At 63.0% G+C, this 26,127-nt stretch carries 26 protein-coding genes; 18 read left to right on the forward strand and 8 right to left on the reverse strand.

Annotated elements, in window-relative coordinates; all coding sequences use genetic code 11:
* Positions 1–32 precede the first annotated feature (32 nt).
* Positions 33–506 carry an Lrp/AsnC family transcriptional regulator gene (locus B0E55_RS24575; RefSeq protein ID WP_003941284.1) on the reverse strand — a complete coding sequence of 158 codons (474 nt, stop codon included), beginning with the start codon at positions 504–506 and terminating at the stop codon, positions 33–35.
* 102 nt (positions 507–608) lie between these two features.
* Here B0E55_RS24575 and B0E55_RS24580 point away from each other — a divergent pair, with 102 nt between their 5' ends.
* Entirely contained in the window at positions 609–1,232 is a 624-nt protein-coding gene (locus tag B0E55_RS24580; RefSeq protein ID WP_003941342.1) for a LysE family translocator, read from the forward strand.
* A gap of 22 nt (positions 1,233–1,254) precedes the next feature.
* Positions 1,255–2,091 (forward strand): sulfurtransferase, encoded by an 837-nt coding sequence (locus B0E55_RS24585; RefSeq protein ID WP_080910637.1) that lies wholly within the window; start codon positions 1,255–1,257, stop codon positions 2,089–2,091.
* 1 nt (position 2,092) lies between these two features.
* On the opposite strand, the gene B0E55_RS24590 is transcribed toward B0E55_RS24585, so the two are convergent.
* A complete protein-coding gene (locus tag B0E55_RS24590; RefSeq protein WP_003941357.1) occupies positions 2,093–2,554 on the reverse strand; it encodes a DUF6328 family protein in 462 nt (153 codons plus the stop codon).
* Positions 2,555–2,567: 13 nt separating this feature from the next.
* A complete protein-coding gene (locus tag B0E55_RS24595; protein WP_080910669.1) occupies positions 2,568–3,386 on the reverse strand; it encodes a shikimate 5-dehydrogenase in 819 nt (272 codons plus the stop codon).
* 127 nt (positions 3,387–3,513) lie between these two features.
* Between B0E55_RS24595 and B0E55_RS24600 the strand changes: the two genes are divergently transcribed.
* Entirely contained in the window at positions 3,514–5,088 is a 1,575-nt protein-coding gene (locus B0E55_RS24600; RefSeq protein WP_020908339.1) for a molybdopterin-dependent oxidoreductase, read from the forward strand.
* Here B0E55_RS24600 and B0E55_RS24605 read toward each other — a convergent pair.
* Positions 5,075–5,710 carry a TetR/AcrR family transcriptional regulator C-terminal domain-containing protein gene (locus B0E55_RS24605; RefSeq protein ID WP_019749222.1) on the reverse strand — a complete coding sequence of 212 codons (636 nt, stop codon included), beginning with the start codon at positions 5,708–5,710 and terminating at the stop codon, positions 5,075–5,077. The genes B0E55_RS24600 and B0E55_RS24605 overlap by 14 nt on opposite strands.
* A 158-nt stretch (positions 5,711–5,868) precedes the next feature.
* Between B0E55_RS24605 and B0E55_RS24610 the strand changes: the two genes are divergently transcribed.
* Positions 5,869–7,101 (forward strand): metal-dependent hydrolase family protein, encoded by a 1,233-nt coding sequence (locus B0E55_RS24610; RefSeq protein ID WP_080910638.1) that lies wholly within the window; start codon positions 5,869–5,871, stop codon positions 7,099–7,101.
* A gap of 1 nt (position 7,102) precedes the next feature.
* Here B0E55_RS24610 and B0E55_RS24615 read toward each other — a convergent pair whose 3' ends face one another.
* Together B0E55_RS24615 and B0E55_RS24620 are read right to left on the reverse strand one after the other, a co-directional pair.
* Positions 7,103–7,804 (reverse strand): HNH endonuclease family protein, encoded by a 702-nt coding sequence (locus B0E55_RS24615; protein ID WP_080910639.1) that lies wholly within the window; start codon positions 7,802–7,804, stop codon positions 7,103–7,105.
* A gap of 80 nt (positions 7,805–7,884) precedes the next feature.
* Positions 7,885–8,805: an NADP-dependent oxidoreductase gene (locus B0E55_RS24620; protein WP_080910640.1), complete on the reverse strand. Its 921-nt coding sequence runs from the start codon at positions 8,803–8,805 to the stop codon at positions 7,885–7,887.
* Between the two features lie 92 nt (positions 8,806–8,897).
* On the opposite strand from B0E55_RS24620, the gene B0E55_RS24625 reads away from it, so the two are divergent.
* The 3 genes from B0E55_RS24625 to B0E55_RS24635 all read left to right on the forward strand — a co-directional run bounded on the left by B0E55_RS24625 (position 8,898) and on the right by B0E55_RS24635 (position 13,383).
* On the forward strand, positions 8,898–11,714 hold the full coding sequence (locus B0E55_RS24625) for a DEAD/DEAH box helicase (RefSeq protein ID WP_080910641.1): 2,817 nt from the start codon (positions 8,898–8,900) through the stop codon (positions 11,712–11,714).
* Positions 11,711–12,484: an SWIM zinc finger family protein gene (locus tag B0E55_RS24630; RefSeq protein ID WP_080910642.1), complete on the forward strand. Its 774-nt coding sequence runs from the start codon at positions 11,711–11,713 to the stop codon at positions 12,482–12,484. The genes B0E55_RS24625 and B0E55_RS24630 overlap by 4 nt, the downstream gene beginning before the upstream one ends.
* Positions 12,485–12,633: 149 nt before the next feature.
* Complete coding sequence (locus tag B0E55_RS24635; RefSeq protein WP_019749216.1) at positions 12,634–13,383, forward strand: GntR family transcriptional regulator; 750 nt, start codon at positions 12,634–12,636, stop codon at positions 13,381–13,383.
* A 54-nt stretch (positions 13,384–13,437) separates the two neighbouring features.
* On the opposite strand, the gene B0E55_RS24640 is transcribed toward B0E55_RS24635, so the two are convergent.
* Entirely contained in the window at positions 13,438–13,896 is a 459-nt protein-coding gene (locus tag B0E55_RS24640; protein WP_019749215.1) for a PTS sugar transporter subunit IIA, read from the reverse strand.
* Positions 13,893–14,123 (reverse strand): glucose PTS transporter subunit EIIB, encoded by a 231-nt coding sequence (locus B0E55_RS24645; protein ID WP_003941324.1) that lies wholly within the window; start codon positions 14,121–14,123, stop codon positions 13,893–13,895. The genes B0E55_RS24640 and B0E55_RS24645 overlap by 4 nt, the downstream gene beginning before the upstream one ends.
* Before the next feature lie 327 nt (positions 14,124–14,450).
* On the opposite strand from B0E55_RS24645, the gene B0E55_RS24650 reads away from it, so the two are divergent.
* The 11 genes from B0E55_RS24650 to B0E55_RS24700 all read left to right on the forward strand — a co-directional run bounded on the left by B0E55_RS24650 (position 14,451) and on the right by B0E55_RS24700 (position 26,038).
* Positions 14,451–15,794: a PTS transporter subunit EIIC gene (locus B0E55_RS24650; protein ID WP_080910643.1), complete on the forward strand. Its 1,344-nt coding sequence runs from the start codon at positions 14,451–14,453 to the stop codon at positions 15,792–15,794.
* Positions 15,795–15,796: 2 nt separating this feature from the next.
* Positions 15,797–16,066: an HPr family phosphocarrier protein gene (locus B0E55_RS24655; RefSeq protein WP_019749212.1), complete on the forward strand. Its 270-nt coding sequence runs from the start codon at positions 15,797–15,799 to the stop codon at positions 16,064–16,066.
* Positions 16,066–17,739 (forward strand): phosphoenolpyruvate--protein phosphotransferase, encoded by a 1,674-nt coding sequence (gene ptsP / locus B0E55_RS24660; protein WP_080910644.1) that lies wholly within the window; start codon positions 16,066–16,068, stop codon positions 17,737–17,739. Before B0E55_RS24655 ends, ptsP begins: the two co-directional genes overlap by 1 nt.
* Entirely contained in the window at positions 17,736–18,977 is a 1,242-nt protein-coding gene (locus B0E55_RS24665) for an N-acetylglucosamine-6-phosphate deacetylase (protein WP_080910645.1), read from the forward strand. Before ptsP ends, B0E55_RS24665 begins: the two co-directional genes overlap by 4 nt.
* Positions 18,965–19,744, forward strand: a complete 780-nt coding sequence (nagB, locus tag B0E55_RS24670; protein ID WP_080910646.1) for a glucosamine-6-phosphate deaminase — start codon at positions 18,965–18,967, stop codon at positions 19,742–19,744. Before B0E55_RS24665 ends, nagB begins: the two co-directional genes overlap by 13 nt.
* Before the next feature lies 1 nt (position 19,745).
* Positions 19,746–20,468 (forward strand): copper homeostasis protein CutC, encoded by a 723-nt coding sequence (locus B0E55_RS24675; protein ID WP_080910647.1) that lies wholly within the window; start codon positions 19,746–19,748, stop codon positions 20,466–20,468.
* 129 nt (positions 20,469–20,597) lie between these two features.
* Positions 20,598–22,115 (forward strand): CoA-acylating methylmalonate-semialdehyde dehydrogenase, encoded by a 1,518-nt coding sequence (locus B0E55_RS24680; RefSeq protein ID WP_003941275.1) that lies wholly within the window; start codon positions 20,598–20,600, stop codon positions 22,113–22,115.
* A 14-nt stretch (positions 22,116–22,129) separates the two neighbouring features.
* A complete protein-coding gene (locus B0E55_RS24685; protein ID WP_080910648.1) occupies positions 22,130–23,290 on the forward strand; it encodes an isobutyryl-CoA dehydrogenase in 1,161 nt (386 codons plus the stop codon).
* Positions 23,287–24,345, forward strand: coding sequence for an enoyl-CoA hydratase/isomerase family protein (locus B0E55_RS24690; protein WP_080910649.1), 1,059 nt, complete (start codon positions 23,287–23,289; stop codon positions 24,343–24,345). Before B0E55_RS24685 ends, B0E55_RS24690 begins: the two co-directional genes overlap by 4 nt.
* A gap of 23 nt (positions 24,346–24,368) precedes the next feature.
* Positions 24,369–25,262: a 3-hydroxyisobutyrate dehydrogenase gene (gene mmsB, locus B0E55_RS24695; protein WP_003941308.1), complete on the forward strand. Its 894-nt coding sequence runs from the start codon at positions 24,369–24,371 to the stop codon at positions 25,260–25,262.
* On the forward strand, positions 25,262–26,038 hold the full coding sequence (locus tag B0E55_RS24700; protein ID WP_080910650.1) for an enoyl-CoA hydratase: 777 nt from the start codon (positions 25,262–25,264) through the stop codon (positions 26,036–26,038). The genes mmsB and B0E55_RS24700 overlap by 1 nt, the downstream gene beginning before the upstream one ends.
* The last annotated feature ends 89 nt before the right edge of the window (positions 26,039–26,127 follow it).

Raw genomic sequence — 26,127 nt, forward strand, 5'->3', positions numbered from 1 at the left:
AGTGATTCTGCCCGACCCGCCCCAGACCCGATTTACCTGTCCGGTCGGATGGGTGAGGTGACCGCTTTGCCGTAGATGAGGTGCGTTTGGGCATGCCAGACTTCGGGATGTGCGGCGAGGTGGTCGATCAATACTCGCTGTAGATGCGCACTGTCACGGACCGCGACGTGGAGGAAGAAATCCTCGGGCCCCGAGACGTTGAAGAGCGCAAGCGTTTCCGGCAGCGCTAGCGCGTCGGCGGTGAACCGGTCGACGAGGTCGCGGCGGTGTGGTCGCAATTGAACGGCGATGATCGCCTGCATCGACCGGCCAACGGCTGCCGGATCGACAACCGCATGGATACCGCTAATTGTTCCGTTGGCACGTAGGCGTCGTACGCGCTCGTGGCACGAGGACGTCGCCAAACCGACTCGATCGGCCAATACCTTGTTGGTGATCGACGCGTCGTTCTGCAATTCGGCCAAAATCTTCCAGTCCACCGGATCCAGAGGCTCATTCTTCGTCATCTGCCGAACTATATCCGGAGTCGTTTTGAACTTCCCGGATCCAGTTGCACACTCCTGGCATGAACATGTGTCTCGAATCAGCTCGGGTGTGAGGTATTTCGGATGAGTGTCGGTCAATGGCTCGCTTTCGGCTCCCTGCTATCCATCGTCCTGTTCACGCCGGGACCGGATTTTGTCCTGATCCTGCGTCATTCTCTGGCAGATCGTCGGACCGGCGCGGTGGTGGCCGCCGGTGTGATTTCCGGGCTCTTCGTTCACACCGCTGCCGCGTCACTTGGTCTCTCCGCACTTGTGGCGACACGGCCACAGTTGCTCTCTGCGCTCACATACGCCGGGGCGGCATATCTGACCTGGCTCGGCATCTCCGCGATTCGAAGTGCTTTCAAGGCCCGAGCCTCGGACGAGGGAATTCCGGCAGCGAAAGAACCGATCGCGGTCACCACGGCATTTCGCTACGGCTTCCTCTCGAACTTGCTGAACCCGAAGGCGCTGTTGTTCTTTCTCGGGTTACTCCCGCAATTCATCGAGCCGGGTGAAGGCGCAGGGCTGCGCACGTTGATGTTGGCGGGCGCGACGGTGGTCGCCGCGGCACTGTGGTGGGCGATCGTGGTGGTGCTGGCGGCCGGAGCCGGCAAGAAGCTGCGTCGTCCTGGCGTCGGCAAGCGAATCGACGTGGTGACGGGAGTGTTGTTGGTGGGTCTCGGTGCCTTCTTCGGGGTTGCATGAGTGGTCGTGTCAGGATGGGCTCATGACACTTCCCGTGCTGATCGACGTCGAAGAACTGTCCGCTCTCATCGAGGCCGGAACTGCGCCGCGATTGCTCGATGTCCGATGGGCGCTGGGTGATTCGAACGGCGAGCAGCATTTTCGCGACGGCCATATTCCCGGCGCGGTATTCGTGAACCTCGACGAGGAACTTGCCTCGCCGCCGTCGCCGGGCAAGGGAAGGCATCCGCTGCCGAGTCTCGAAGACCTGCAGGACGCTGCGCGTCGTTGGGGAATCGACGACGGTGATTCGGTGGTGCTTTACGACGCCACCGGCAACACGGCCGCTGCCCGTGGTTGGTGGCTGCTGCGGTGGGCCGGGCTCTCGGATGTCCGACTGCTCGACGGCGGGCTACAGGCCTGGGAGTCCGCGGGACTGCCGTTGGCGGCCGGTATCGGTGAGTCGGTCACTCCGGGCAATGTGACTTTCACCGGCGGCAACATGCCGACGGTCGACATCGACGGCGTCGGCGACTGGACGCGTGCGGGCTGTGTGCTTCTCGACGCCCGAGCAGGGGAGCGGTACCGCGGCGAGGTCGAGCCGATGGATCCCGTCGCAGGGCACATCCCCGGTGCGGTGAGCGCGCCGACGGCGGAGAACATCACCGGCGACGGTCGGTTCCTGGATGCGACCCGCCTGCATGAGCGGTTCGCCGGACTGGGCGCCGGAGACAGTGTCGCGGTGTACTGCGGATCCGGAGTAACTGCAGCGCATGAGATTGCGGCACTCGCGATCGCCGGTTACGACGCGACGCTGTTCCCGGGCTCGTGGTCACAGTGGTCGAATGACAACACTCGCGCCGTCGACACCGGAGCCTGAGTCAGCTCTTGGTGCGATCGATGAATGACGGCACGAGAAACCACAGTGCCGTGAACATGATCGCGGCGCACGCTGCCAAAACCTTTGCGGCAACTCCGCCGACGGCGACCTCGGCGATCAACAGGACCGTGCCGGTCATGGAGGCGGCCAGAAAGGCTATGCCGCACAGGGCGAATCGGTTGGCCACGGGCAATATGTTCTCGCGGTGCCCACGGCGGAAGAGCATGCGATGCCAGACCGCGGGTGCCATCAGGAACCCGAACGAGATGGCAACAAGGATCACCGTCACCAAGTGGATGCCGCGGATGTACGCCGACGCTTCCTCGTAGCGTTCGGTGAATGCCACGGCCAGCAGGAAGGCAAACAGGATCTGAACACCAGAGAGCGCGACGCGCAGTTCTTGCAACAACTCGTTGAAGTTCCGCGCGAGTTGTTGAGGTGGAGTCTCCCCGGTCTCGTTCACGGCGACGTGGTTCCTACGCCCGTGAGTATTCCGACGCTCGCTGGATCTGCTCCGCGCTCGGACGCACGCCGGTGTAGAGCACGAACTGCTCGGCGGCCTGAAGGGCAATGACCGACGCTCCCGTGATCGCCGTCTTGCCGAGTTCGGTCGCCAACGCGATCAGTGGCGTGTTCGCAGGCATCGCGACGACGTCGAAGACGACATCGGCGGCGCGCATTGCTTGTTCGGGGAACGACAGTGCATCTGCTTCTGCGCCGCCGGACATACCGATCGGAGTGGCGTTGATCAGCACACCGGGACGAAGCTCGCCGAGTTCGGCCTGCCAGTCGAAGCCGTACTGCTTCGCGAGCGACGACCCCACTTGCTGGTTGCGGGCGATCACGGTGACGTCGGTGAATCCGGTGTCGCGCACCGCAGCGACGACTGCTTTTGCCATGCCCCCGCTGCCGGCGACAGCGACGGACAGGCTCGTGTCGACGTCGTTGTCACGCAGTAGATCGGCCACCGCCTGATAGTCGGTGTTGTAGGCGTGCAGCACTCCGGACTCGTTGACGATCGTGTTCACGGAGTCGATGGCGCTGGCCGAATCGTGCATGACGTCGATGTGCTCGATGACCTGTTCCTTGAACGGCATCGACACCCCGCAGCCTCGAATCCCGAGTGCTCGTATGCCGGCGATCGCGGCGGGTACGTCTTCGGTGGTGAAGGCTTTGTAGACGAAGTTCAGGCCCAATTCCTCGTAGAGGTAATTGTGAAACCTGGTGCCGATGTTGCTCGGTCGCCCGGAGAGCGACATGCACAGGAGCGTGTCCTTGTTGAGGTCGACGGTCATCGTTCCCACTCTAATCGCGAGTTCGGCGTAGTTCTTGATGGAGGAGTGCACCCATCCGGATGTCCCGCAGCGCCGAATGTCGGGTATCCGATCGAAGCACCACTCGCACCGACAGAGCCGAGACGACATGGTCACACAGAACATCGACGAGCACCCGAGCACCGAATCTCGTCCACCGCGTCGTAGATGGGCTGCTCACGCGATCTCCGGAGTGTTGGCCGCGGCTGTCGTCCTGGGCGTCGGTGAACTGGTGGCGCTGCCGATCAACCCGGACGCGTCGCCCTTCTACGCAGTTGGCGCGACCACCGTCGACCGAACCCCGGCGTGGGCTCGCGAGTTCGCGATCGACACCTTCGGCACCAACGACAAGCCGGCGCTGTTCATCGGAATGTCGATATTGATCGTTCTGCTCGGTGCGGTAGCCGGGCTGTTGGAACGGCGACGCCGCCCGATCGGCAGTGTCATCCTCGTTCTTCTGGGCGCGGTTGGTGTGTATGCGGCGATGCAGCGCCCGACTGCCGATGCGATGTACGTGTTCCCGACGCTGGTCGGTGTGGTGGCGGGCGTCGCAACCTTGCGGTTGCTGATCACGCAACTCGAGGTGCCGCTCTCGCCTGGCGTCGCCGACTCGTGGTTGCCTCGTCGTCAGTTTCTTCTGCTGGCAGGTGCGGCGTTGGCAGTGGCTGCGGCAGCGGGTGCCGCCGGGAAGTTCGTGGGGCAGAGAATCGCCGGAGCAGTAGCGAATCGTGAAGACTTTGTCGTACCCACTGCCGCTGACCCGGCGCCGCCGATTCCGGCGGGTGCGGACATCGCGATTGCGGGTGCGTCGACGTACATCACGCCCAACGACGACTTCTATCGAATCGACACTGCACTCCTCGTTCCGCAATTGACGACGGATTCGTGGGAACTGCGGATTCACGGAATGGTGGACCGCGAGATGACGTTGTCGTTCGACGATCTGGTGGCGCGAACGCCCATCGAACGGGTCATCACGCTGACGTGTGTTTCCAACGAGGTGGGCGGCGTTCTGGCCGGGAACGCGAAGTGGATCGGTTATCCCATGAAGGACCTGCTCGACGAAGTCGGTGTCCATCCCGACGCCGACATGCTCCTGTCGACCAGCGTCGACGGCTTCACAGTCGGCACCCCGGTCGAGATAGTCACCGACGGCCGTGACGCGATTCTCGCCGTGGCGATGAACGGTGAGCCGTTGCCGTTCGAGCACGGCTATCCCGTTCGGCAAGTAGTTCCCGGCCTGTACGGTTTCGTCTCCGCCACCAAGTGGGTGACGGAGTGGGAACTGACGCGTTTCGACAAGGTTGAGGCCTATTGGACCCAGCGCGGTTGGGGTGCGCAGGCACCGATCAAGACGTCCTCGCGTATCGAGGTGCCGGCAGCTTTGGCGCCGATCGAGCCGGGCCAGGTGCTGGTGGCGGGAACGGCCTGGGCGCAGCATCGCGGGATCGAGAAGGTCGAGGTTCGCGTCGACAACGGCGAATGGCAACCGGCGACACTGGCGCAGGAGTACTCGATCGACACCTGGCGTCAATGGTCGTGGATGTGGGATGCAGGCTCAGGTTTGCACACCGTGCAGGTCAGAGCGACGGATTTGGACGGGAACGTTCAGGTGGAAGAGCGCACTCCGCCGATTCCCGGTGGAGCCACTGGATGGCATACGAGGTCGTTCACCGTGAAGTGACAGGTAGATCCGAATGGGATTCGGTATACAGGCGGACGACGCACTGGGCCATCCATCCAGCGATCAGCGTTCGCAGGCCGAAGTCGAAGGTGTCGTCGGTTCGCAGTGGGTTCGCGGCCTCACGCGTGACCTCGCTCGGGTTGGAGGATTGAGTCCACGCGACATCCGGCGTCGAGAGTTTCACGACGGATCCGAGAACCAGACTGTCCAGCGTGGAAATTGCGTGACGCGTATCGGTCGAATCGAAACCCCCGTCCGAAAATGCTTGAACGAGTGCAGTATCAATATCAAAAGTCACCTCGGTGCGGACGCTGCGTGTCATGAGTAGCGGGATGAGGCGCCAATGTTCGACGGCAGCTCGGCGATATGCCCACCCCCACGCGCTGATCCGTTCGCTCCATCCTGCGGGTGGGTGGGGGACAGAGATCGACGACATCACGCGGATGCGCATGAGTTCGACGATCTCGGATCGACCCGAAATATGTGTGTAGAGCGAAGACGGAGTCACGTTCAGTTGCTTGGCGATCCCGGGCATGGTGAAGTCGCCGGTTGCGTCGACAGCATCCAGAGCCGCGTCGGTGATGTTTCGCGTGGACAGTATCGGCTGAGTGGGACGCGGCATCGATTCTCCTGGTGAGGGATTCGTCGGCAATCTCGGACTTGATCGATTGATGACAACTCCTTGATTTCGGGAGCCGGTATGCATCATACTAACCGAACCCTATTCGGTATGTCGGCGGAATCTTCCGGCGATCGGTACACGTCGGAGGAACATTCAATATGTCTGTCGTATGGCTGACCGGTGCAACGATCATCGACGGCACGGGCGCCGGCCCGATCGAGAACTGCGCTGTTGCCGTGGAAGATGGCCGCATCAGTGCACTCGGTGGAACGCCGCCCGCGGGGGCGGAGGTGCTGGACTGCACCGGGCTGACAATCACTCCCGGCCTCATCGACGCACACGTTCATCTCGGTGGATCGAGCGATCTCGCACCTAGCCTGCGGCGTCAGATCTCGGTAGCCGAACTCGCTGCAGACATGTTCGCGACCTGCGCATCGACCCTCGACGGGGGATTCACCACTGTTCGTGACTGCGGCGGAATCGACGGTGGACTCGCCGGAGTTGTCGCCTCGGGCAAGATTCCGGGTCCGCGGATCATTCAGTGCGGCCCGATCCAGTGCCAGACCGGTGGACACGGACACCTGGCGGCCGAGTGGGAGCCGACTTCGGACTGGTCCGATCATGACATCCCCGGATTACGTTGTATGTCTCTGCTTTCCGACGGTCCGCACGAAATGCGAAAGAACGTTCGCGAGACGTTCCGCAGGGGTGCGGACTTCCTCAAACTGTGTGTTACCGGGGGAGTGGTATCGACTCATGACAAGCTCACCGATACCCAGTTCACGGTCGACGAGATCGAAGTTGCCGTCGAGGAAGCCAATGCGCGCGGTACCTATGTCACGGTGCATGCCCACAACAACGAGGGAATCCGAAACGCTGTCACTGCCGGCGCGAAATGCGTCGAGCACGGCTCAGGTATCGACGACGAGACTGCCAAGTTGATGGCCGAGCACGACGTCGCGTTGGTGCCGACGTTGGCTGTGGTGCAGGCACTCTCGGACAGCGCGGCGTCAGCAGGTCTACCCGAATCGATTTCGGCTCGGATCGGCCAGATGATGCAGGGTCAGATCGACGGGCTTCTTGCTGCTCGAAATGCCGGCGTCAGAGTGGGACTGGGATCGGACCTCATCGGTACCGATCAAACGGGCCGGGGAATGGAGCTAGTCCTGCGCGCCAAGGTCGAAACCCCGATGGACGCATTGGTTTCCGCTACCCGGATCAACGCCGACATTCTCGGTATCGCCGACGAGGTCGGCACCATCGAAGTCGGCAAGTTCGCCGACCTCGTTGCATTCCGCGGCAATCCGTTGACGGATCCGTCCATCTTCGCCGATCGTGAGCGCATCGCACTCGTCATTCAGAGCGGTCGAGTGGTGAAGGACGGCCGGTAGCTCAACAGCGAGTGGCGAGTTCTGTCAACACCGAGTGATCCGCCCGGCTGACCGGTAAGCCGTAGGAAATCGCGACGGTCAAGTACTTGCCGGCGTAAAAGCATCGGTATGCAGGATTGGGCGGCAACCACTCACCGGGCGTGCTGTCGCCTTTCGACTGGTTGTCGGGGCCGTTGACGGCCAACAGGTTCAGTGACGTGTCGTTCGCGAACCTCATCCGAAGCGCGGGCGTCCAGGAGTTCGCGCCGAAGTCCCAAGCCGCGGCGAGTGGGAAGACGTGGTCGATCTGAACGGACTTGGCCTGGCTGCGTTCGAATTCGATGCGATCACCGGAGTACGGGTCGGTCATCGCGCCCGACAGTACGACGCAGTCACGTGTTCCCGGTTTGAACACCACGTCCGAGAGATCTTGGGCCAGAACGTTGTTGCGGGTATCGCACCCGTCGTGGCCACCAGGTGCGTCCTGGTCGTCGGACCAAGCGGGGCCGAAGACGCAAGCCTCGCCGTTACCGCAGCCGCGCTCGTATCCACCCGGATGTGGTCGGTTGTCGACAATCGCGGTCCGGGACAGCAGCTCTTCCAGTTCCGATCGTGTCGGGCTGCCCGGGGCCGAATCGAGACGCTCGTCCCCGAACCATCCGCAGGACGCGACGAGACATACGAGCGCGAGCGTCGACAGGATCGCAGATAACCGTGCAACCACCTGTGCCCCCGTCCGTCGTAGACGGTGATTCAACGCCGCCCGTCGTAGACCGTGATTGAACCATCGGGGGCCGACAGAAATCAGCCGAACTCGATCACCACTTTGCCGGCTGAATGGCCGTCTTCGACTGCAGCGAGCGCTTCCCCAGCGCGGGAGAATGGGTAACGGCCGGACACGGACGGGTCGAGGGTCCCGTCGGCCACGAGCGCCGCGACCTCCGTGAATACTGCTGTAGTCCTTCGGCGTTCGACACCACCGCCGCCGAGTCGGCTCGCCGCCAGAGGATCGGCGATGCTCAGGATCGGCGCGTCCGATCGGGCGAGCTCAGCGCCGCGAGTGAGAGTGTCCCCGCCGACCAGGTCGAAAACCGCGTCCACTCCGTCTGGGGACAACGCGGACACTTCGCCTGCAAAGGCGTCTCCCGACGCAACCCACCGTGCTCCCGCTCCCTCGATCGCGGTTCGCTTGGACTCACTCGCGACGCCGATGACGTCGATGCCGCGAGACACCGCAAGCGCGGTCGTGCTTCGACCAACGCCGCCGCCGGCGCCGAGCAGCAGGAGTGTTGCCCCGGGTTTCAGACCGAGATCGTGGAGTGCGTCGTAGGCCGTTCCCGCCGCAACCGTCAGCACCGCGGCATCGGCCCAGGACACGGTCGGCGGCTTGTGTGCTGTCGAGGAGACGTTGAGCAATGTCGACGCGGCGTAGCCGCCGAAGCCGGTAGCGGTAGCGCCGAACACTTCGTCGCCGACCTCGAACTCGGTGACCCGCGGACCTACTCCGATGACAACACCGGACACTTCGCGGCCCAGAACCGCAGGCAGCGTCACCGGGACAGTATCTTTTCGAGTACCTGCGCGAACTTTCCAGTCAGCTGGGTTGACGCCCGCCGCTCGGACCGACACCAGCAGTTGGCCGGCACCCGGTGGGGGCAGGGTGATGTCGAAGTAGGACTGTGTGTCGGGTCCGCCGTACTCGGTGAAGCCGTATGCCGTCGTCATGACTGCCAGCCTATTGCCCAGCCAGATCGGAAGGACGGTCCGGAAGGGTGGTGACGAAGAGCGGTGTCGGTGGCACCTGATTGGATGGTCGGATGCTGCATGGACTCTGGTCACCGGGATCGGGGCTCAAACTGTGGGTCGACGGGCACGACGGTGCCGGAACCGACGATCCGCGAGATCCGGTCAGTGCTGTCCTGCATCGTAAGTTCCGTCATCGTGTGAATGTCGCTATGCCGCCCGTGCCTGGCGGGCCTTTGCAGAGTGAGTACGCAGCGGTTGCGTTGGCGCCGCCGGACGCAGTCGATCTCCTGCTACGGTTCAAGGCCGACGACCAGCGAATCGCGGGAGACCTGCACTTTCTCGTGCACGTGGCGCGAGGAATCGACCGTTGGGTGCGCGCCGGGCGGGTGGTGCCGGCGCTGACGCGAGCCGAGGGTAGTTGGTGGCCGCGGTGGCAGTTGTCGGTGGGGGAACGCCAGCGCGCCTGGATCGGCGAATTGGTAGTGGCCATGCCGCCGGTGCAGCGGGCGGTCGGCTCGCCGAGGGCGACGATCGAAGACATCACGAACGAACTCACGGACCCGATCGTCCGTCGTGTTCTCGGTGACTCGCATCCGGTGGTGCAGACCCCGCTGTGGCAGGCCGTGTTGTCCGGGGACGCTTTCGACGACGTGTCGGTACGAGCGGCCGAGGGACTCGCCGAATGGGGGTCGACGTTCACCGCCGGAGAGCCGGACCTGGTTCTGCGGCTGATCGAGCCTGAACTCGACGACAATTCCGATCCCGACGACGATGCGCTGTGGCGTCTGCACGTGTGTTTGCGTCCCGAAGGTGAAGCGCCCGAACGTGTTCGACTGCACCGGGCAGATCCCAAACGTATCCAGCTCGGCAGCCGCAAACTCGAAGAGGCGATCAAGGCTTACCCACGTTTTCGCGACGTGCCGCGCGACGAGGACAGTCTCGACCTGTTGCTGCCCACTCCTGTCGTGATGGACCTGGTCGGACACGGCGCGATAGTCCTGCGAGAGCGAGGGATCACGCTGCTGCTTCCGCGTGCCTGGAACGTGGTGTCTCCATCCCTGCGTGTGCGGGTAACCTCGGCGGCGTCTCCGATCGTTGCGGAGAATCGTACGGTCGGTATGGACCAATTGCTGGAATACGATTGGGAATTGGCGCTCGGAGACAAGGTGCTCACCGCCGAGGAAATGACCCGACTGGTCGATGCGAAGTCCGATCTGGTCCAGTTGCGCGGCGAGTGGGTTCAGGCGGACAAAGACGTCCTGGCCCGCGCGGCTCGTTTTGTCAGTCAGCGGCACTCGAGCGGGGACCGAGCGATTGTCGATCTGATCAAGGATTTGATCGCCGACGACCTCAAAGACCTGCCGGTCGAGGAAGTGAAGGCAACCGGATGGGCCTCTGCACTGCTCGACCAGTCGGTAGCTCCGCGGCAGGTCGCGGTACCGTCGACGGTCAACGCGACTTTGCGTCCGTATCAACGACGCGGTCTCGACTGGTTGGCGTACATGAGTGCTCTCGGGCTCGGCGCTGTTCTGGCCGACGACATGGGTCTGGGTAAGACGCTGCAACTGTTGGCGTTACTTGCGCACGAGAAGTCCAAGACAGCAACCCTTTTGGTGTGCCCGATGTCGGTTGTGGGAAACTGGCAGCGTGAATCGGCGCGATTCGTGCCGAGCTTGCGCGTCTACGTTCATCACGGTTCGGATCGCGCTACCGGGGCGGAGTTGGAACAGGCAGTTCGTGAGAGTGACCTCGTGATCACCACCTACGCGCTCATGACCCGCGACGTCGCGGCCCTCAAGGATCTCGACTGGCGGCGCGTAGTGCTCGACGAGGCTCAACACATCAAGAACGCCAAGACATCTCAGGCGAGAGCTGCTCGCAGCATCCCCGCGGATCATCGCGTTGCTCTGACCGGAACGCCGGTGGAGAACCGACTGGACGAGCTGCGGTCAATCCTCGATTTTGCCAATCGCGGGGTACTCGGCTCGGAGCAGATGTTCCGCAAAAGGTTTGTCGTACCGATCGAGCGGGAAAAAGATCAACTTGCCGTCTCGAGACTGCGAGCCGTCACGTCCCCCTTTGTGCTGCGACGGGTCAAGACCGATCCCTCCGTGATCGCGGATCTCCCGGAGAAGTTGGAGATGACGGTTCGAGCGAATCTCAGTGAGGAACAGGCGGCGTTGTACCGCGCCGTGGTGGACGAGATGATGGCGCAGATCAAGGGAACGGAAGGGATGAAGCGCAAAGGCGCCGTCCTGTCTGCGCTGACCAAACTCAAACAGGTGTGCAATCATCCGGCGCACTTCCTGCGCGACGGTTCGCCGGTGATGCGCCGCGGGCAACACCGTTCGGGAAAACTTGGCCTGGTCGAAGATATCGTCGAGTCGGTCACGGCCGATGACGAGAAGGTTCTGTTGTTCACACAGTTTCGTGAGTTCGGGGAATTAGTGGTGCCGTACCTGGCCGACCGGTTCACCACCGAGGTTCCGTTTCTCCACGGCGGCGTGTCCAAAGCTGGACGCGACGCGATGGTCGAGGCATTCCAATGCGCAGACGGTCCGCCCATCATGGTGCTCTCGCTCAAGGCCGGCGGCACGGGTCTGAATCTCACAGCGGCCAACCATGTGGTTCACCTCGACAGATGGTGGAACCCGGCGGTTGAGAACCAGGCGACGGACCGTGTCTTCCGCATCGGTCAGAGAAAGAACGTGCAGGTCCGCAAGATGGTGTGTGTCGGAACTTTGGAAGAGCGAATCGACACGATGATCGCGAGTAAAAGTGAACTCGCCGAACTTGCAGTCGGGACCGGTGAGAACTGGGTGACGGAGATGAGCGTCGAGCAATTGGACGAGTTGTTGCGACTCGGCGACGACGCGGTGGGCGAATGAGTCCGCGCGGTAAGGGCCCCGATTTCAGCGAGTACACCGGGCCTCGGCGGCGGGCACCTGCGCCGGTCAAGCCTCGTCCAGCGTTCGGGAGAACGTTCTGGGGCAAGGCTTTTGTCCGCGTCGTCGAAGAGATCGGCGACAAACCTCGTGTCACGCGTGGGCGAACGTATGCGCGTTCGGGTCAGGTTTTGGCGCTCGACATCGAACCGGGAGTGGTGACGGCCGAGGTTCAGGGCAGCCAACTTCAACCTTTCGTTTCCACGCTGTCGATCGACACTCTTGATCAATCGGATATCGACGACATCATCACCAAGATCCGCCGAGTGCCGGGAAGCCTTGCCGCGCTGGTGTCCGGCACTGTCCCGGACATGCTTGCTGCCCAACTGATACCGGACGGCCCGTCGGCTTTCCGTTTCGACTGCACCTGCCCCGATGACGGTTGGCCGTGCAAACACGCTGCGGCCGTGGCGTTCTTGACTGCCGAGCGGATCGACACCGATCCGCTGAGGTTGCTGAGACTTCGCGGGGTCGACCTGGAGCAGTTGATCGGGGGAGTGGAGGAGGAGTCGACTGTTCCGGTAGACGTCGAGAATTGGTTCGGAATCGCGGCTGCCCTCCCCGCGCTACCGAAGGTGCAATTTCGACCGGCGATCGACGATCTGGATATCCGCCGTCTGCGTGAGGCGGTGGCGGCACTGGGATTGGACATGGCTCAGCAGAACGTCGCCTTGGACGAAATACGGTCCATCTACCGACGGTTGGACGGTTGAAATCGGACAACTCCGGACTGATGCTAGTTTCCTACCGTGAATTCCAGTATCGTTAATTGGACCGGTCCGGTCGGGACCTGCCCGCGATTTCAGATCGTTATCGTCGGCGAATAGACGACTATTCATTTCTCGGAGGGACAGTCGCTGTGATGCCCGTTCATTTGCGCGACAGCGCAATACCCAAACATGAGCAGTTGCGCACCATTCTCCTGCGCAAGTGCACCCAAGAACTCCAGCCTGGCGACTTGATGACCAGCGAGCGAAACCTGATGCAGGACTACGGCGTCAGTCGGATCACTGTTCGCGAGGCCATCGGCCAGTTGGTCAATGACGGACACCTCGTGCGTGTGCGTGGCAAGGGCACCTTTGTCGCGCACCGCGCTGTCCAGTCCAAGCTGCACCTTGCGTCGTTCACCGAGGAGATGAGGGCCCAGGGGCATCACCCCACCACAGTGGTCCTGGTCAGTGAGCAGGGGCCGGTCCCCGAAAGCACTGCTGCCGCACTGAATATGAGACCGGGTTCCGAGGGGTATCACGTCAAGCGCTTGCGCCTCGCCGACGGCGAGCCGGTGAGTGTGGACGACGGCTGGTTCAATCCGGAACTGTTGCCTGGTCTACTCGACATGGACTTGACGGGTTCGATCTACCGGGCGACCGCTGACAAGTACGACAAGCCGATCGACCGGGCAGAGCAGACTGTCAGTGCAGATGGTGCCAGTACGGAGATCGCGACTCTCCTCGGCACTCGTAAAGGCGCTCCGGTTCTGTACTTCGATCGAGTGTCGTTCAGTGAGATAGCACCGGTCGAACACACTCGCAGTTGGTACCGATCCGACCGCTACCAGTTGCAGATGGAAGTCCAGGGCCAGGCGCGGCCCAAAACGCGCGGCGACCAATAGCCATCGTTCGAAACGAAAGGGCGAGCACACCTTCCGGTGTGCTCGCCCTTTGCGTTACGCCGACCAGTCGAACAGAGTGTCGCCTGTGGCGACGTCCCCACCGACGGAAGGGGATTCGACGGTGTCCGGTTTGGAATCCATTACGACAACCGGGCAGATCGCCGAGTAGCCGGTCGTGTCGATGTGCGCTGGATCGAAGCTGACAATGGGATCACCCGCATCGACGGTGTCACCCTCGGCGGCGATGAGCGTGAATCCGTCGCCTTCGAGCTTGACCGTGTCGATGCCGATATGGACCAGCACGCCGGTGGCCTTCTCGCCGAAGATCACAAACGCGTGGGGGTGCAGTTTCAGGATCTTTCCGCTGATCGGCGCCACGACCGTGAGCGGGCCTTGACCGCGGGCGGGTTCGATCGCGACGCCCGAGCCGACCATCTGCTGAGCGAACACCGGGTCCGGGACGTCCGCGAGTGCGACGACCCGGCCGGGCAGCGGGGCGAGGACGACCGTCACAGGATGTCCTCGATGTCCTCGGCAAGGGTGTCGGCTTCGGGCCCGACGATGACCTGGACAACCGTTCCGGCCTTGAGTACGCCGTGTGCGCCGGCAGCCTTGAGAGCGGACTCGTTCACCTTCGCTCCGTCCTTGACCTCGGTACGCAGGCGGGTGATGCAAGCCTCGATCTCGACGATGTTCTCTGCGCCGCCGAGGCCCTTGATGATTGCTTCCGCTTTCGACATTTGCTGCTCCTGATTGTCGGGTTGGTCGTGATCGTTGAACGGTCGTACAGGTGGGCTGACTAGTTGCTGGTCAAGGCTATCCCGGTTACGTATGTCACATTTGGGTGTTGACAACTCGCCTCCACCAGGTAAAACTACAACTGGTTATGATCGGACAGTACCCGTTGGAAGTCCGGCTCCACAACAGTTTCGACAAAACGGTTTTGCCCTCACTTCCGAGCATGAACCGTGACCTGCATTTTCACGAAACCTGCACGTGCACGACACCCGAATTTCCAGAACCAGCGGCCGATCGCGACGCGGCCCGGCGAACGAAGAAGGTCCTTGATGACTCTCGAAGACACCCCGAAGAAGGAATCGAAAGTGTTCGCCGGGGTTCAACGCCTCGGCCGAAGCTTGATGCTTCCGATCGCCGTTCTGCCGGCTGCGGGAATCTTGCTCCGCCTCGGCCAGGACGACCTGCTCGGGCGATTCAGTTCGATGCACAGTGCCGCTGCAGTGATCTCTGCGGCAGGGCAAGCAGTCTTCACGTGGCTGCCGCTGATCTTCGCCGTCGGTATCGCGATCGGCTGGGCCAAGAAGGCCGACGGCTCGACTGCCTTGGCAGCCGTCGTCGGCTACATGGTGATCGACGGAGTGTTCAAGGCGATGTCGCCCATCGTCCTCGAAGGGAAGACCGACCCGAACGGGGATCAATCACTGATCAACTACGGTGTGCTCGCCGGTATCGTGATGGGCTTGCTGTCGGCGATCTTGTGGCAGCGGTTCTATCGAACGAAGCTTCCCGATTATCTCGGATTCTTCAACGGGCGCAGGCTCGTTCCCATTCTGACAGCGATCACCGGTCTTGTCGTCGGTGTCCTGATGGCATTCGTCTACCCGTTGTTCAACTCCGGATTGAACTGGGTCGGTGAAGCAGTTGCTTCCAATACCGTTGTGGGCGGCGGAATTTACGGCGCAGCGAACCGCCTCCTGATCCCCACCGGCTTGCATCACATCTTGAACTCCGCCGTGTGGTTCCTGATCGGCGACTACCAGGACGCGAGCGGGCAGATCGTTCGCGGCGACCTCAACCGGTTCTTCGCCGGCGACCCATCTGCCGGTACGTTCATGACCGGCTTCTTCCCGATCATGATGTTCGCCCTCCCCGCTGCAGCCTTCGCAATCTGGCGCAACGCCAAGCCTTCTCAGAAGAAGCTCGTCGGCGGCATCATGCTCTCCACCGGCCTGACTGCTTTCCTCACCGGTATCACCGAGCCCCTCGAATTTTCCTTCATGTTCGTTGCGTGGCCGCTGTACGTCATCCACTCGCTCTTGACCGGAACGTCGATGGCCTTGGTCAATGCGCTGGGGATTCACGACGGATTCACGTTCTCCGCAGGCTTCTTCGACTACGTGTTGAACTTCGGCAAGGCCACCAACGCGTGGATGTTGATCCCGATCGGACTCGGCTACGCCGTGATCTACTACTTCCTTTTCAGCTTCGTCATCAAGAAGTGGAATCTGCGCACGCCGGGACGAGAAGAAGAGGTCGAGGTGGCCGGAGGTGAGCCCGACGCCGCGCTGCTCGAGGCCGAACTGGCACTGGCTGCCGAAGGTGACAGCCGCACCGACGCCCCGCTCGTCGCCGAACTGGAAAACAAGCTCGACAAGGAACTGGGAGGACGCTGACCATGGCGATCGCAACCACGACAATCGGATCCCGAGTCGGGCTCCACGCACGACCCGCAGCGCTCTTCGCGCGCGCCGCGGCCGACCTGCCGGTCGACGTCACCATCTCGCTGGGCGACGGCGAACCCGTCGACGCCTCCAGCATGTTGTCTGTCATGACTCTCGGAGCCGCATTTGGGGATTCGGTGACGTTGCGTGCTGACGGTGACGGCGCCGATGCTGCGGTCGGTTCGCTCGCAGAGCTTCTCGCCTCCGAACTGGACGAAGCCTGATGACGGCGAGTGTGGACAACCGCATCGCGGGTATCGGAGTGAGCGCGGGTTCGGTCTGTGCGCCATGGTTGCGATTCTCCACGCCTGAGCCGACTTCGGCGTCGGACCCGATCACCGGCAGTCCCGAGGCGGAGCTGATCAGGATCCGTGAGGCACTGGACGCCGTCGCGGAGGAACTGCTCTCGCGTGCAGAGACAGTCGAGGGCGTGTCGGCGGAGATCCTGACGACGTCGGCTGCGATGGCGCGCGATGCGGGCATCGTGAAGGCGGCCAAGGCGAACCTGGAATCGGGGTTGCCGACCGCACACGCCGTCGCAGTTGCCTTCGACGCATTCTGTGAAAAGCTCACGGCGCTCGGTGGGTACATGGCCGAGCGGGCAACGGATTTGCGCGATCTCGGGCAGCGAGCCGTGGCCGTTCTTCGCGGGGAACCGATGCCAGGAATCCCCGCTCCCGGTCGTCCGTACATCCTGGTGGCGCGCGACCTCGCTCCGGCAGATACAGCGACGTTGGGCAACAGTGACGTGGTCGGATTGTTGACTGCCGAAGGAGGTCCGACCAGCCACACCGCAATCTTGGCGAAGTCGCTCGGAATCCCGGCCGTGGTCAACTGCTCGGGAACCGATCTGCTGGCGGAGGGAAAACTCCTCATCCTCGACGGCACCACCGGGACGGTCACCATCGATCCCTCGGCAGAAATGCGCGAGCGCGCTGTCCTCGAAGCATCGTTCGTGGCAGAGCAGTCAGCTTCGGCACATGGTCCAGGACGCACGCGTGACGGGTTCGCGGTGAGGTTGTCGGCCAACATCGGAACCCTCGAGGACGCCGCGCGGGCCGGGGCGGCGGATTGTGAGGGCGTCGGACTGTTCCGTACCGAATTCTCGTATCTCGGGCGCCACGACGCACCTTCGGTGGAGGAGCAAGCGCAGACGTATGCGTCGGTGCTCGGGCACTTCGCCGGACAGAAGGTGGTGGTCCGCACTCTCGATTCGGGTTCGGACAAGCCGTTGCCGTTTCTCGATCTCGGGGTCGAGGAGAATCCGGCCCTTGGTATCCGCGGACTTCGTGTCGGCACGGTCTATCCCGACACCCTCATCAGTCAGCTCGACGCCCTCGCGGCGGCAGGCACCGCGACGGGCGCCGATCTGTGGGTGATGGCGCCGATGGTAGCCACTGCCGACGAGGCGAAAGACTTTGCAGAACTTGCGCGTTCGCGGGGGATCGGCAAGGTCGGAGCAATGATCGAGATTCCAGCTGCAGCGTTGCGAGCGAAGGATATCCTCGAGCACCTCGATTTTGTCAGTATCGGCACCAACGATCTGAGCCAGTACACCTGCGCCGTGGATCGTATGGCCGGAGGCCTGGCGCAACTGCTCGATCCGTGGCAGCCGGCGGTCCTCGATCTGATCGCGATGGTCGGTCAGGCGGGCGCCGACGCCGGGAAACCTGTTGGTGTGTGCGGAGAATCCGCGTCGGACCCGCTGTTGGCTCCGGTTCTGGTCGGTTTGGGCGTGACGAGTCTGTCGATGTCGGTCCCGGCATTGGGCGCAGTTCGCGCGCAACTGGCCTCTCTCGATCTGGCGGTGTGCAAGGACATGGCCGCTGCGGCGCGGGGCGCGCGAAACCCGCTCGAGGGTAGAGCAGCTGTCGCGCGGATTCGCGAGTCAGCATGAGTACATCAGGCTCGGCTGCTGTCGGCGATCCGCTCGTACTGCGGGGAACGGTGATCGGGTCTCCGATCGGCAAGATTCACGACGGAGTTGTGGTCGCGGACGGTGAGAAGATCAGCTGGGTCGGCTCGGCTGCGGACTACATGGCGTCCGCACCGGTCGTCGTCATTCCGGAACGCACCGACACGGTGATCATGCCCGGCCTGATCGATGTCCACAGCCACGGCGCAGCTGGTGCTGGTTTCCCGAACACCGACGCCGATGGTGCGAGCCGCGCTGCGGCGCACCATGGTGAGCACGGCACGACCGGAATGCTGGCCAGCCTGGTCTCTGCACCGCGCGCAGATCTGGTGCGACAAGCAACGATGCTCGCCGATCTGGTCGAACGCGGAGAACTTCTGGGTATCCACCTCGAGGGGCCGTTCATCAACGGCGTTCGCTGCGGTGCCCAGGATCCGGCGGCGATCGTGCCCGGCGATCCGGACCTTCTCGAAGCCGTCTGTGACGCCGCGCGGGGGACCGTGCGGTCCATGACCTTGGCACCCGAGACCGAGAACTTCGAAGAGTTGCTCGCGATCATGCGTCGTCGCAACATCGTGCCGAGTTTCGGTCACACCGATGCGGATGCGGCAACGACATCGGCGCGCATCGATGCTGCGGTGCACGGGGATTGGGCCGGTCAGATCAGCGCAACCCACCTCTTCAACGGGATGCCGCCCCTGCACCATCGATCTCCGGGTCCCGTCGCGGCGTGCCTGGCGGCTGCCGCGAGAGGCGAGATGGTGGTGGAACTGATCGCAGACGGTGTGCATCTTGCGCCCGAGACCGTGTCGATGGTCTTCGACGCTGTCGGACCGGACCAGATCGCCTTGGTCAGCGATTCGATGGCCGCGGCCGGAATGGACGACGGCGACTACCAACTCGGTGCGCTCGACGTCACGGTTGCCGACGGAGTAGCAAGACTCGCGACCACCGACGGCAGTTCCGGTGCCATCGCCGGAGGGACCGCGAGGTTGCTCGACGTGCTGCGTAGCACCGTCTTCGACGGCGGGGTCGCGCTGGAAGACGCTGTCGCAGCGGCAACTCGGAGCCCAGCGCGTCTGCTGGGGCTTGGCGACCTGATCGGATCGCTGGCCGTGGGCTGCCGAGCCGACATCCTGGTCACCGATCGTCACTTGCGCCTGGGGCGTGTACTACTCGGCGGAAAAGCCGCCGGAAAGGAACAATCATGGAAATCGTAATTCAGCCGACACCCGCGGAGGTCGACTCGACCGTCGCGGACATCGTCGAAGGCTACGTCAGAGCCGGGGCGACGACGCTTGGGCTTGCAACGGGGTCGTCGCCGATCGGAACCTATCGTGAACTGGCAGCGAGGCATCGCGATGCCGAACTCGACTTCTCGCTGGCTCGGGCGTTTCTGCTCGACGAGTACCTGGGATTGCCGAAGCGCCATCCGCAGTCGTACTACTCGGTGATTCGGTCGGAGTTCGTCGATCACGTCAATCTGGATCCGGCGATGGTGTCGAGTCCCAACGGTGAAGCGCCGTGCCCGGGGAAAGAGATCGCACGATACGACCAGAGCATCGCGGCGGCCGGGGGAGTGGACGTGCAGTTGCTCGGCATCGGCACCGACGGTCACATCGGCTTCAACGAGCCAGGGTCGTCGTTGACCTCGAGAACTCGCGTGAAGACGCTGACCGAGCAGACCCGGATCGACAACGCACGCTTTTTTGACGGGGTGGACGACGTCCCACACCACGTGCTGACCCAGGGTCTCGGAACCATCAGCGACGCAAGGCATCTGGTGATGATCGCGACCGGAGAAGGTAAGGCCGATGCGATCGCCGCTGCCGTCGAAGGTCCGTTGTCTGCGTTCTGCCCGGCTTCGGTGATGCAATTGCATTGCCATGTCACCGTCGTGATCGACGAAGCTGCGGCCAGTTCGCTCAAACTTGCCGACTACTACCGGTATGCGCTCGAGCACAAGCCGTCGTGGCAGTCCTTCTGACATGACGGTTCTGGAGCTGGCGGTGCAGGACGTGCGGGGGGCGAGGATCGCACGTTCGGTAGGAGCGACTCGAGTCGAGTTGTGTGCGGCGCTCGGTCCGACGGGGGGATTGACGCCAAGCATCGGAGTGATCGAGGCAGCGTCGGAAGTGGGGATCGCGGTTCACCCGCTGATCCGTCCGCGCGCCGGAGGTTTTGTGTTCTCACCCGACGAAGTGTGGGTGATGGAGCACGACGTACGTGCGGCCGTGGCCGGTGGAGCTTCCGGCATCGTGGTCGGCGCGCTGACAGAAGACCTTACGATCGACACCGTGGTGCTGCGTCGCATCATCGGATGTGTGGACCGTGCGAGGGTCGAAGTGACGGTACATCGTGCGATGGACGTGGTGGCCGACCGACTGACCGCGCTGGACGAACTGATCGACCTGGGCGTGACCCGCGTGCTGACGTCCGGGGGTGCGGACACCTGCAGCGAGGGCCTCGACGAGATCGGTCGCATGGTCGAACATGCCGCGGGCCGGATCCAGATCATGGCCGGTGGCGGAATAACCGTCGACGACATCCCGGCAATCGCCGCCGTCGGCGTCGATGCGGTGCATCTCTCGGCACGCAAGGTTGTCGCGGTGTCCGGTGGCCCGGGCGGGGGATCGGACGGATACGACGTCACCGATGCAGTAGTCGCGCAGGAAGCGGCAGCCGCGCTCCGCGCTGTGCGCCTTTATTAACCCCCCGCGGTTAATAAAGGCGCACGGCCCTTGGGCTCTAGACATACATGGACATCCAACTATAGGATGGTAGACATATTCACTGCTGCCTCCTGGGCGGTCCATACGAGCAAGGAACGGGTTAGCACAATGGTTGAAAATGCGACGGTTCACGAGTTGACGCACTTCGTCGGTGGCAAGCGTGTTCCCGGGACATCTGATCGATTTGCGGACGTGTTCGATCCCAACACCGGCAAGGTGCAGGCCCGCGTCCCCCTCGCGAGCAAGGCCGAGACCGAAGCCATCATCGCCAATGCCGAAGAGGCGCAGCAGGTGTGGGCAGCATTCAACCCGCAGAAGCGCGCCCGTGTGCTGATGAAGTTCCTCCAGCTCGCTCAGGCCGAGATGGATTCTCTGGCCCGCCTCCTCTCGTCCGAGCACGGCAAGACCGTCGCCGACGCCAAGGGTGACATTCAGCGTGGCCTCGAGGTCATCGAATTCGCCGTCGGCGCTCCGCACCTGCTCAAGGGCGAATTCACCGAGAGTGCCGGCACCGGCATCGACGTGTACTCCATGCGTCAGCCGCTCGGCGTCGTCGCAGGCATCACGCCCTTCAACTTCCCGGCGATGATCCCGCTGTGGAAGGCCGGCCCCGCCCTCGCCGCCGGTAACGCCTTCATCCTCAAGCCCTCCGAGCGTGACCCCTCCGTCCCGCTGCGTCTGGCTGAACTGTTCCTCGAGGCCGGCCTGCCCGCGGGCGTGTTCAACGTCGTCAACGGTGACAAGGAAGTTGTCGACGTCCTGCTCACCGACGATCGCATCAAGGCTGTCGGCTTCGTCGGCTCCACGCCGATCGCTCAGTACATCTACGAGACGGCCGCAGCTCACGGCAAGCGCGCACAGTGCTTCGGTGGCGCCAAGAACCACGCCATCGTCATGCCGGACGCCGACCTCGACGAGGTTGCCGACGCCCTGATCGGTGCAGGCTACGGCAGTGCCGGTGAGCGTTGCATGGCCATCTCGGTTGCCGTTCCCGTCGGCGAGGAGACCGCGGACGCTCTTGTCGCGAAGCTGAAGGAGCGCGTCGCGAAGCTCAAGATCGGTCGCAGTGACGACGAAGGTGTCGATTTCGGCCCGCTCGTTTGCCAGGATGCCCTCGACCGCGTCAACAACTACGTGCAGATCGGCATCGACGAGGGCGCAACGGCAGTCGTCGACGGCCGCGGCTTCACTCTCGAAGGCCACGAAGGCGGATTCTTCGCCGGCGCAACCCTGTTCGACAACGTCACCTCGGACATGCGCATCTACAAGGAAGAGATCTTCGGACCCGTCCTTCAGGTGGTCCGCGCTGCCGATTACGAAGAGGCGCTGCGTCTTCCGACCGAACACGAGTACGGCAACGGCGTCTCCATCTTCACCCGCGACGGCGACACCGCACGTGACTTCACCGCCCGCGTCAACGTCGGCATGGTCGGCGTCAACGTGCCGATCCCGGTCCCGATCGCCTACCACACCTTCGGTGGCTGGAAGCGCTCCGGATTCGGTGACCTGAACCAGCACGGTCCCGACTCCTTCCGCTTCTACACCAAGACCAAGACCGTGACGCAGCGCTGGCCTTCCGGCAAGAAGGAAGAGACCAACCACTTCGTCATCCCCACGATGAACTGATCGGAACACTTTCCATGTTTACTCTGACCGATGACGAGCGGGCGATTCGCGACACTGCCCGCGACTTCGCGGCCGAGCATCTGGCGCCCAACGCAGTGGAGTGGGATCAGACCAAGCATTTCCCGGTGGACGTCCTCCGTAAGGCGGCGTCCCTGGGGATGGGCGGTATCTACATTCGTGAGGACGTGGGCGGCAGTGAGCTGAGCCGCGTCGACGCTGCCCGGATCTTCGAAGAGCTGGCCAAGGGCGATCCGTCGATCGCCGCGTACATCTCCATCCACAACATGGTCACGTGGATGATCGACCAGTTCGGCAACGACGAACAGCGCCACAAGTGGGTCCCCGGACTCTGCTCGATGGATCAACTGGGCAGCTACTGCCTCACCGAACCCGGCGCTGGCTCCGATGCTGCGGGCTTGAGCACCAAGGCCGTTCGTGACGGCGACGACTACATCCTCAACGGCGTCAAACAGTTCATTTCCGGCGCAGGCACTTCCGACGTGTACGTCGTGATGGCACGCACCGGATCTGCCGGTGCCAAGGGGATCTCGGCGTTCATCGTGCCCAAGGATTCGCCCGGACTGTCGTTCGGTGCCAACGAGGTCAAGATGGGCTGGAACGCGCAGCCCACCCGTCAGGTGATCTTCGAAGACGCGCGAGTTCCTGCCGCCAACATGCTCGGTGAAGAGGGCAGCGGCTTCCGCATCGCTATGAAGGGTCTCAACGGCGGCCGGCTGAACATCGCCGCCTGCTCGGTCGGTGGGGCCCAGGCAGCGCTGGAGAAGGCAGTCGCATATCTGGTGGACCGCAAAGCTTTCGGTTCGGCACTGATCGAGTCGCAGGCCCTGCAGTTCCAGCTCGCCGACATGCGTACCGAACTCGAAGCGGCCAGGACGTTGCTGTGGCGCGCCGCTGCCGCACTCGAAGACGGAGCGTCCGACGTCGTGGAGTTGTGTGCGATGGCCAAGCGCTTTGCCACCGACACCGGGTTCGACGTAGCCAACAAGGCTCTCCAGCTTCACGGCGGGTACGGCTATCTTGCTGAGTACGGGATCGAGAAGATCGTCCGCGATCTTCGGGTTCATCAGATCCTCGAAGGCAGCAACGAGATCATGAGGGTGGTCATCGCGCGAAGCGTGGTCGCATCAGGTCAGGGAAAGCAAGGAGCAGCATGAGCGACGAGCTCGAGGTATTGATCGAAAAGCGTGACGGACTGGGGCTCATCACCCTCAACCGGCCCAAGGCGATCAACGCCCTCAACCACTCGATGGTCAAGGCGATGACCAAGGCACTCGCGGAATGGAAGTCCGACGACGACGTCAAGGCGGTCGTACTCACGGGCGCCGGCGAGCGTGGTCTGTGCGCCGGCGGCGACATCGTCTCGATCTACCACGACGCCAAGGACGGCAAGACCGGTTCGCTCGATTTCTGGCGTGAGGAGTACATCCTCAATTCCGAGATCGCGAACTACCCGAAGCCGTACGTCGCAATCATGGACGGGATCGTCATGGGCGGCGGCGTCGGAGTGTCCGCACACGGCGACATTCGCATCGTGACCGAGCGCTCGATGATCGGAATGCCCGAGACCGGAATCGGTTTCATCCCTGACGTGGGCGGAACTTACCTGCTCTCGCGTGCTCCCGGTGAACTCGGAACGCACATCGCGCTCACCACGGCGCGACTGAGCGCCGGCGATGCCATCGCAGCAGGCTTCGCGGATCACTTCATCCCGTCGGAGAACATCGAGACGTTCATCGCCGCACTCGCGTCGTCTTCGGTTGCCGACGCCGTGGCGCAGTACGCGGAGCCGGCTCCGGTGTCGGAACTGTTGGCCCAGCAGAGCTGGATCGACGCCGCGTACTCTGCCGACGACGTCTCCACCATCGTCGAGCGTCTTCGAGCGAGTGGAATCCCCGAGGCGGAGAAGGCAGCGGAGCAGATTCTCGGCAAGTCTCCGATTGCACTGTCGGTGACCCTGCGATCCCTGCGACATGCCAAGGAAGCAGCAAGCTTGGAAGAAGTCCTCAACGAGGAGTTCCGGGTCTCGACGGCAGCGCTCGCCTCACACGACCTGGTCGAGGGTATTCGCGCCCAGGTAGTCGAGAAGGACCGAAACCCGAAGTGGTTGCCGGCAACCCTCGAAGGTGTCACGGCTGAATCCGTCGATGCCTACTTCGCCCCGCTGGGCGACAACGAGCTCGGACTCACCCCTCAACCGCAAGGCAACTGATCACCGCCGAAGGAGCATCACTAATGAGCACCATTGGATTTATCGGACTCGGTCACATGGGTGGCCCGATGGCGGCCAATCTCGTCAAGGCCGGACACAAGGTCGTCGGTTTCGATCTGGCACCCGCGGCGCTGGAGCAGGCAGTCAAAGACGGTGCATCGGTAGCGGATTCGGCGGTCGACGCCGTTCGCGGTGCCGACGTCGTGATCACGATGCTGCCGAGCGGTAAGCATGTTCTGGGTCTGTACGAAGAGCTGCTGCCGGTGGCAACACCGGGCACGCTGTTCATCGACTGTTCCACCATCGACGTCGCAGACGCCCGCGAGGCACACGACAAGGCCGAAGCGGCCGGTCACCGCAGCGTCGACGCACCGGTCTCCGGTGGAGTCGTCGGGGCTACCGCAGGCACGCTGGCATTCATGGTCGGCGGTTCCGAAGCTGACTTCCAGGCCGCGTCACCGTTGCTGGACGTGATGGGCCGCAAGGTCGTTCACTGCGGCGACGCCGGTGTCGGCCAGGCTGCCAAGATCTGCAACAACATGATCCTCGGCATTTCGATGATCGCGATCAGCGAGGCATTCGTGCTGGGCGAGAAGCTCGGCCTGAGCAACCAGGCGCTCTTCGACGTGGCGTCCAACGCCTCGGGGCAGTGCTGGGCACTGACCACCAACTGCCCGGTACCGGGACCGGTGCCCACCAGCCCGGCCAACAACGACTACCAGCCCGGCTTTGCTGTCGCGCTGATGGACAAGGACCTCGGTCTGGCTGCAAATGCGCTGCGCAACAACGGCGTCGATGCGGAGATCGGGCTCAAGGCCGCGGAACTCTACAGTCGCTTCCACGCCGCGGGCGGTGGCGGTCAGGACTTCTCTGCCATCATCAACGACATCCGTGACCGTTCGACCGAAGGACAGTAGTGACCGACTTCAACACCATCATCCTCGAGCGTAAGGGTCGCGTCGGCATCATCACGCTCAACCGCCCGAAGGCTCTCAACGCCCTGAACTCCGAGCTGATGAACGAGGTCGTCGCCGCGGTTGCCGACCTCGAAGCGGACAACGGCATCGGAGCCATCCTGATCACCGGTTCCGAGCGCGCCTTCGCCGCCGGCGCCGACATCAAGGAAATGCAGTCCAAGACGTACATGGACGCATACGTCGAAGATTTCTTCACCCCGTGGGACCGCGTCGCAGCCGCTCGTAAGCCGCTGATCGCCGCCGTCTCCGGGTACGCGCTCGGTGGTGGCTGCGAACTGGCGATGCTCTGCGATTTCATCATCGCTTCGGATACCGCGAAGTTCGGCCAGCCCGAGATCAAGCTCGGTGTCATTCCGGGTATCGGTGGCTCACAGCGCCTTACGCGCGCCGTGGGTAAGGCCAAGGCCATGGAGCTGTGCCTGACCGGCCGCAACATGGACGCAGAAGAGGCCGAGCGCGCAGGCCTGGTTGCCCGGATCGTTCCGGCCGCCGATCTGCTCGACGACGCATTGAAGACCGCAACCACCATCGCCGAGATGTCGCTGCCCATCGCGATGATGGCCAAGGAAGCGGTCAACCGTTCCTTCGAGACCACACTCGCCGAGGGCGTCCGCTTCGAGCGTCGGGTGTTCCACTCGACCTTCGCGACGGAGGATCAGAAGGAAGGCATGACCGCGTTCGTGGAGAAGCGGTCCGCCGAGTTCAAGCACCGCTGAAATTCGTTAGCGCTGAACTTTCGAACAGCTGAAACTGCCCTCACACTCGTCGAGAGTGTGAGGGCAGTTTCTTTGTGTGTACGGGTCGT

The organism is Rhodococcus sp. 66b, assembly GCF_002076325.1.
In the GTDB taxonomy this organism is placed as follows: domain Bacteria; phylum Actinomycetota; class Actinomycetes; order Mycobacteriales; family Mycobacteriaceae; genus Rhodococcus_F; species Rhodococcus_F erythropolis.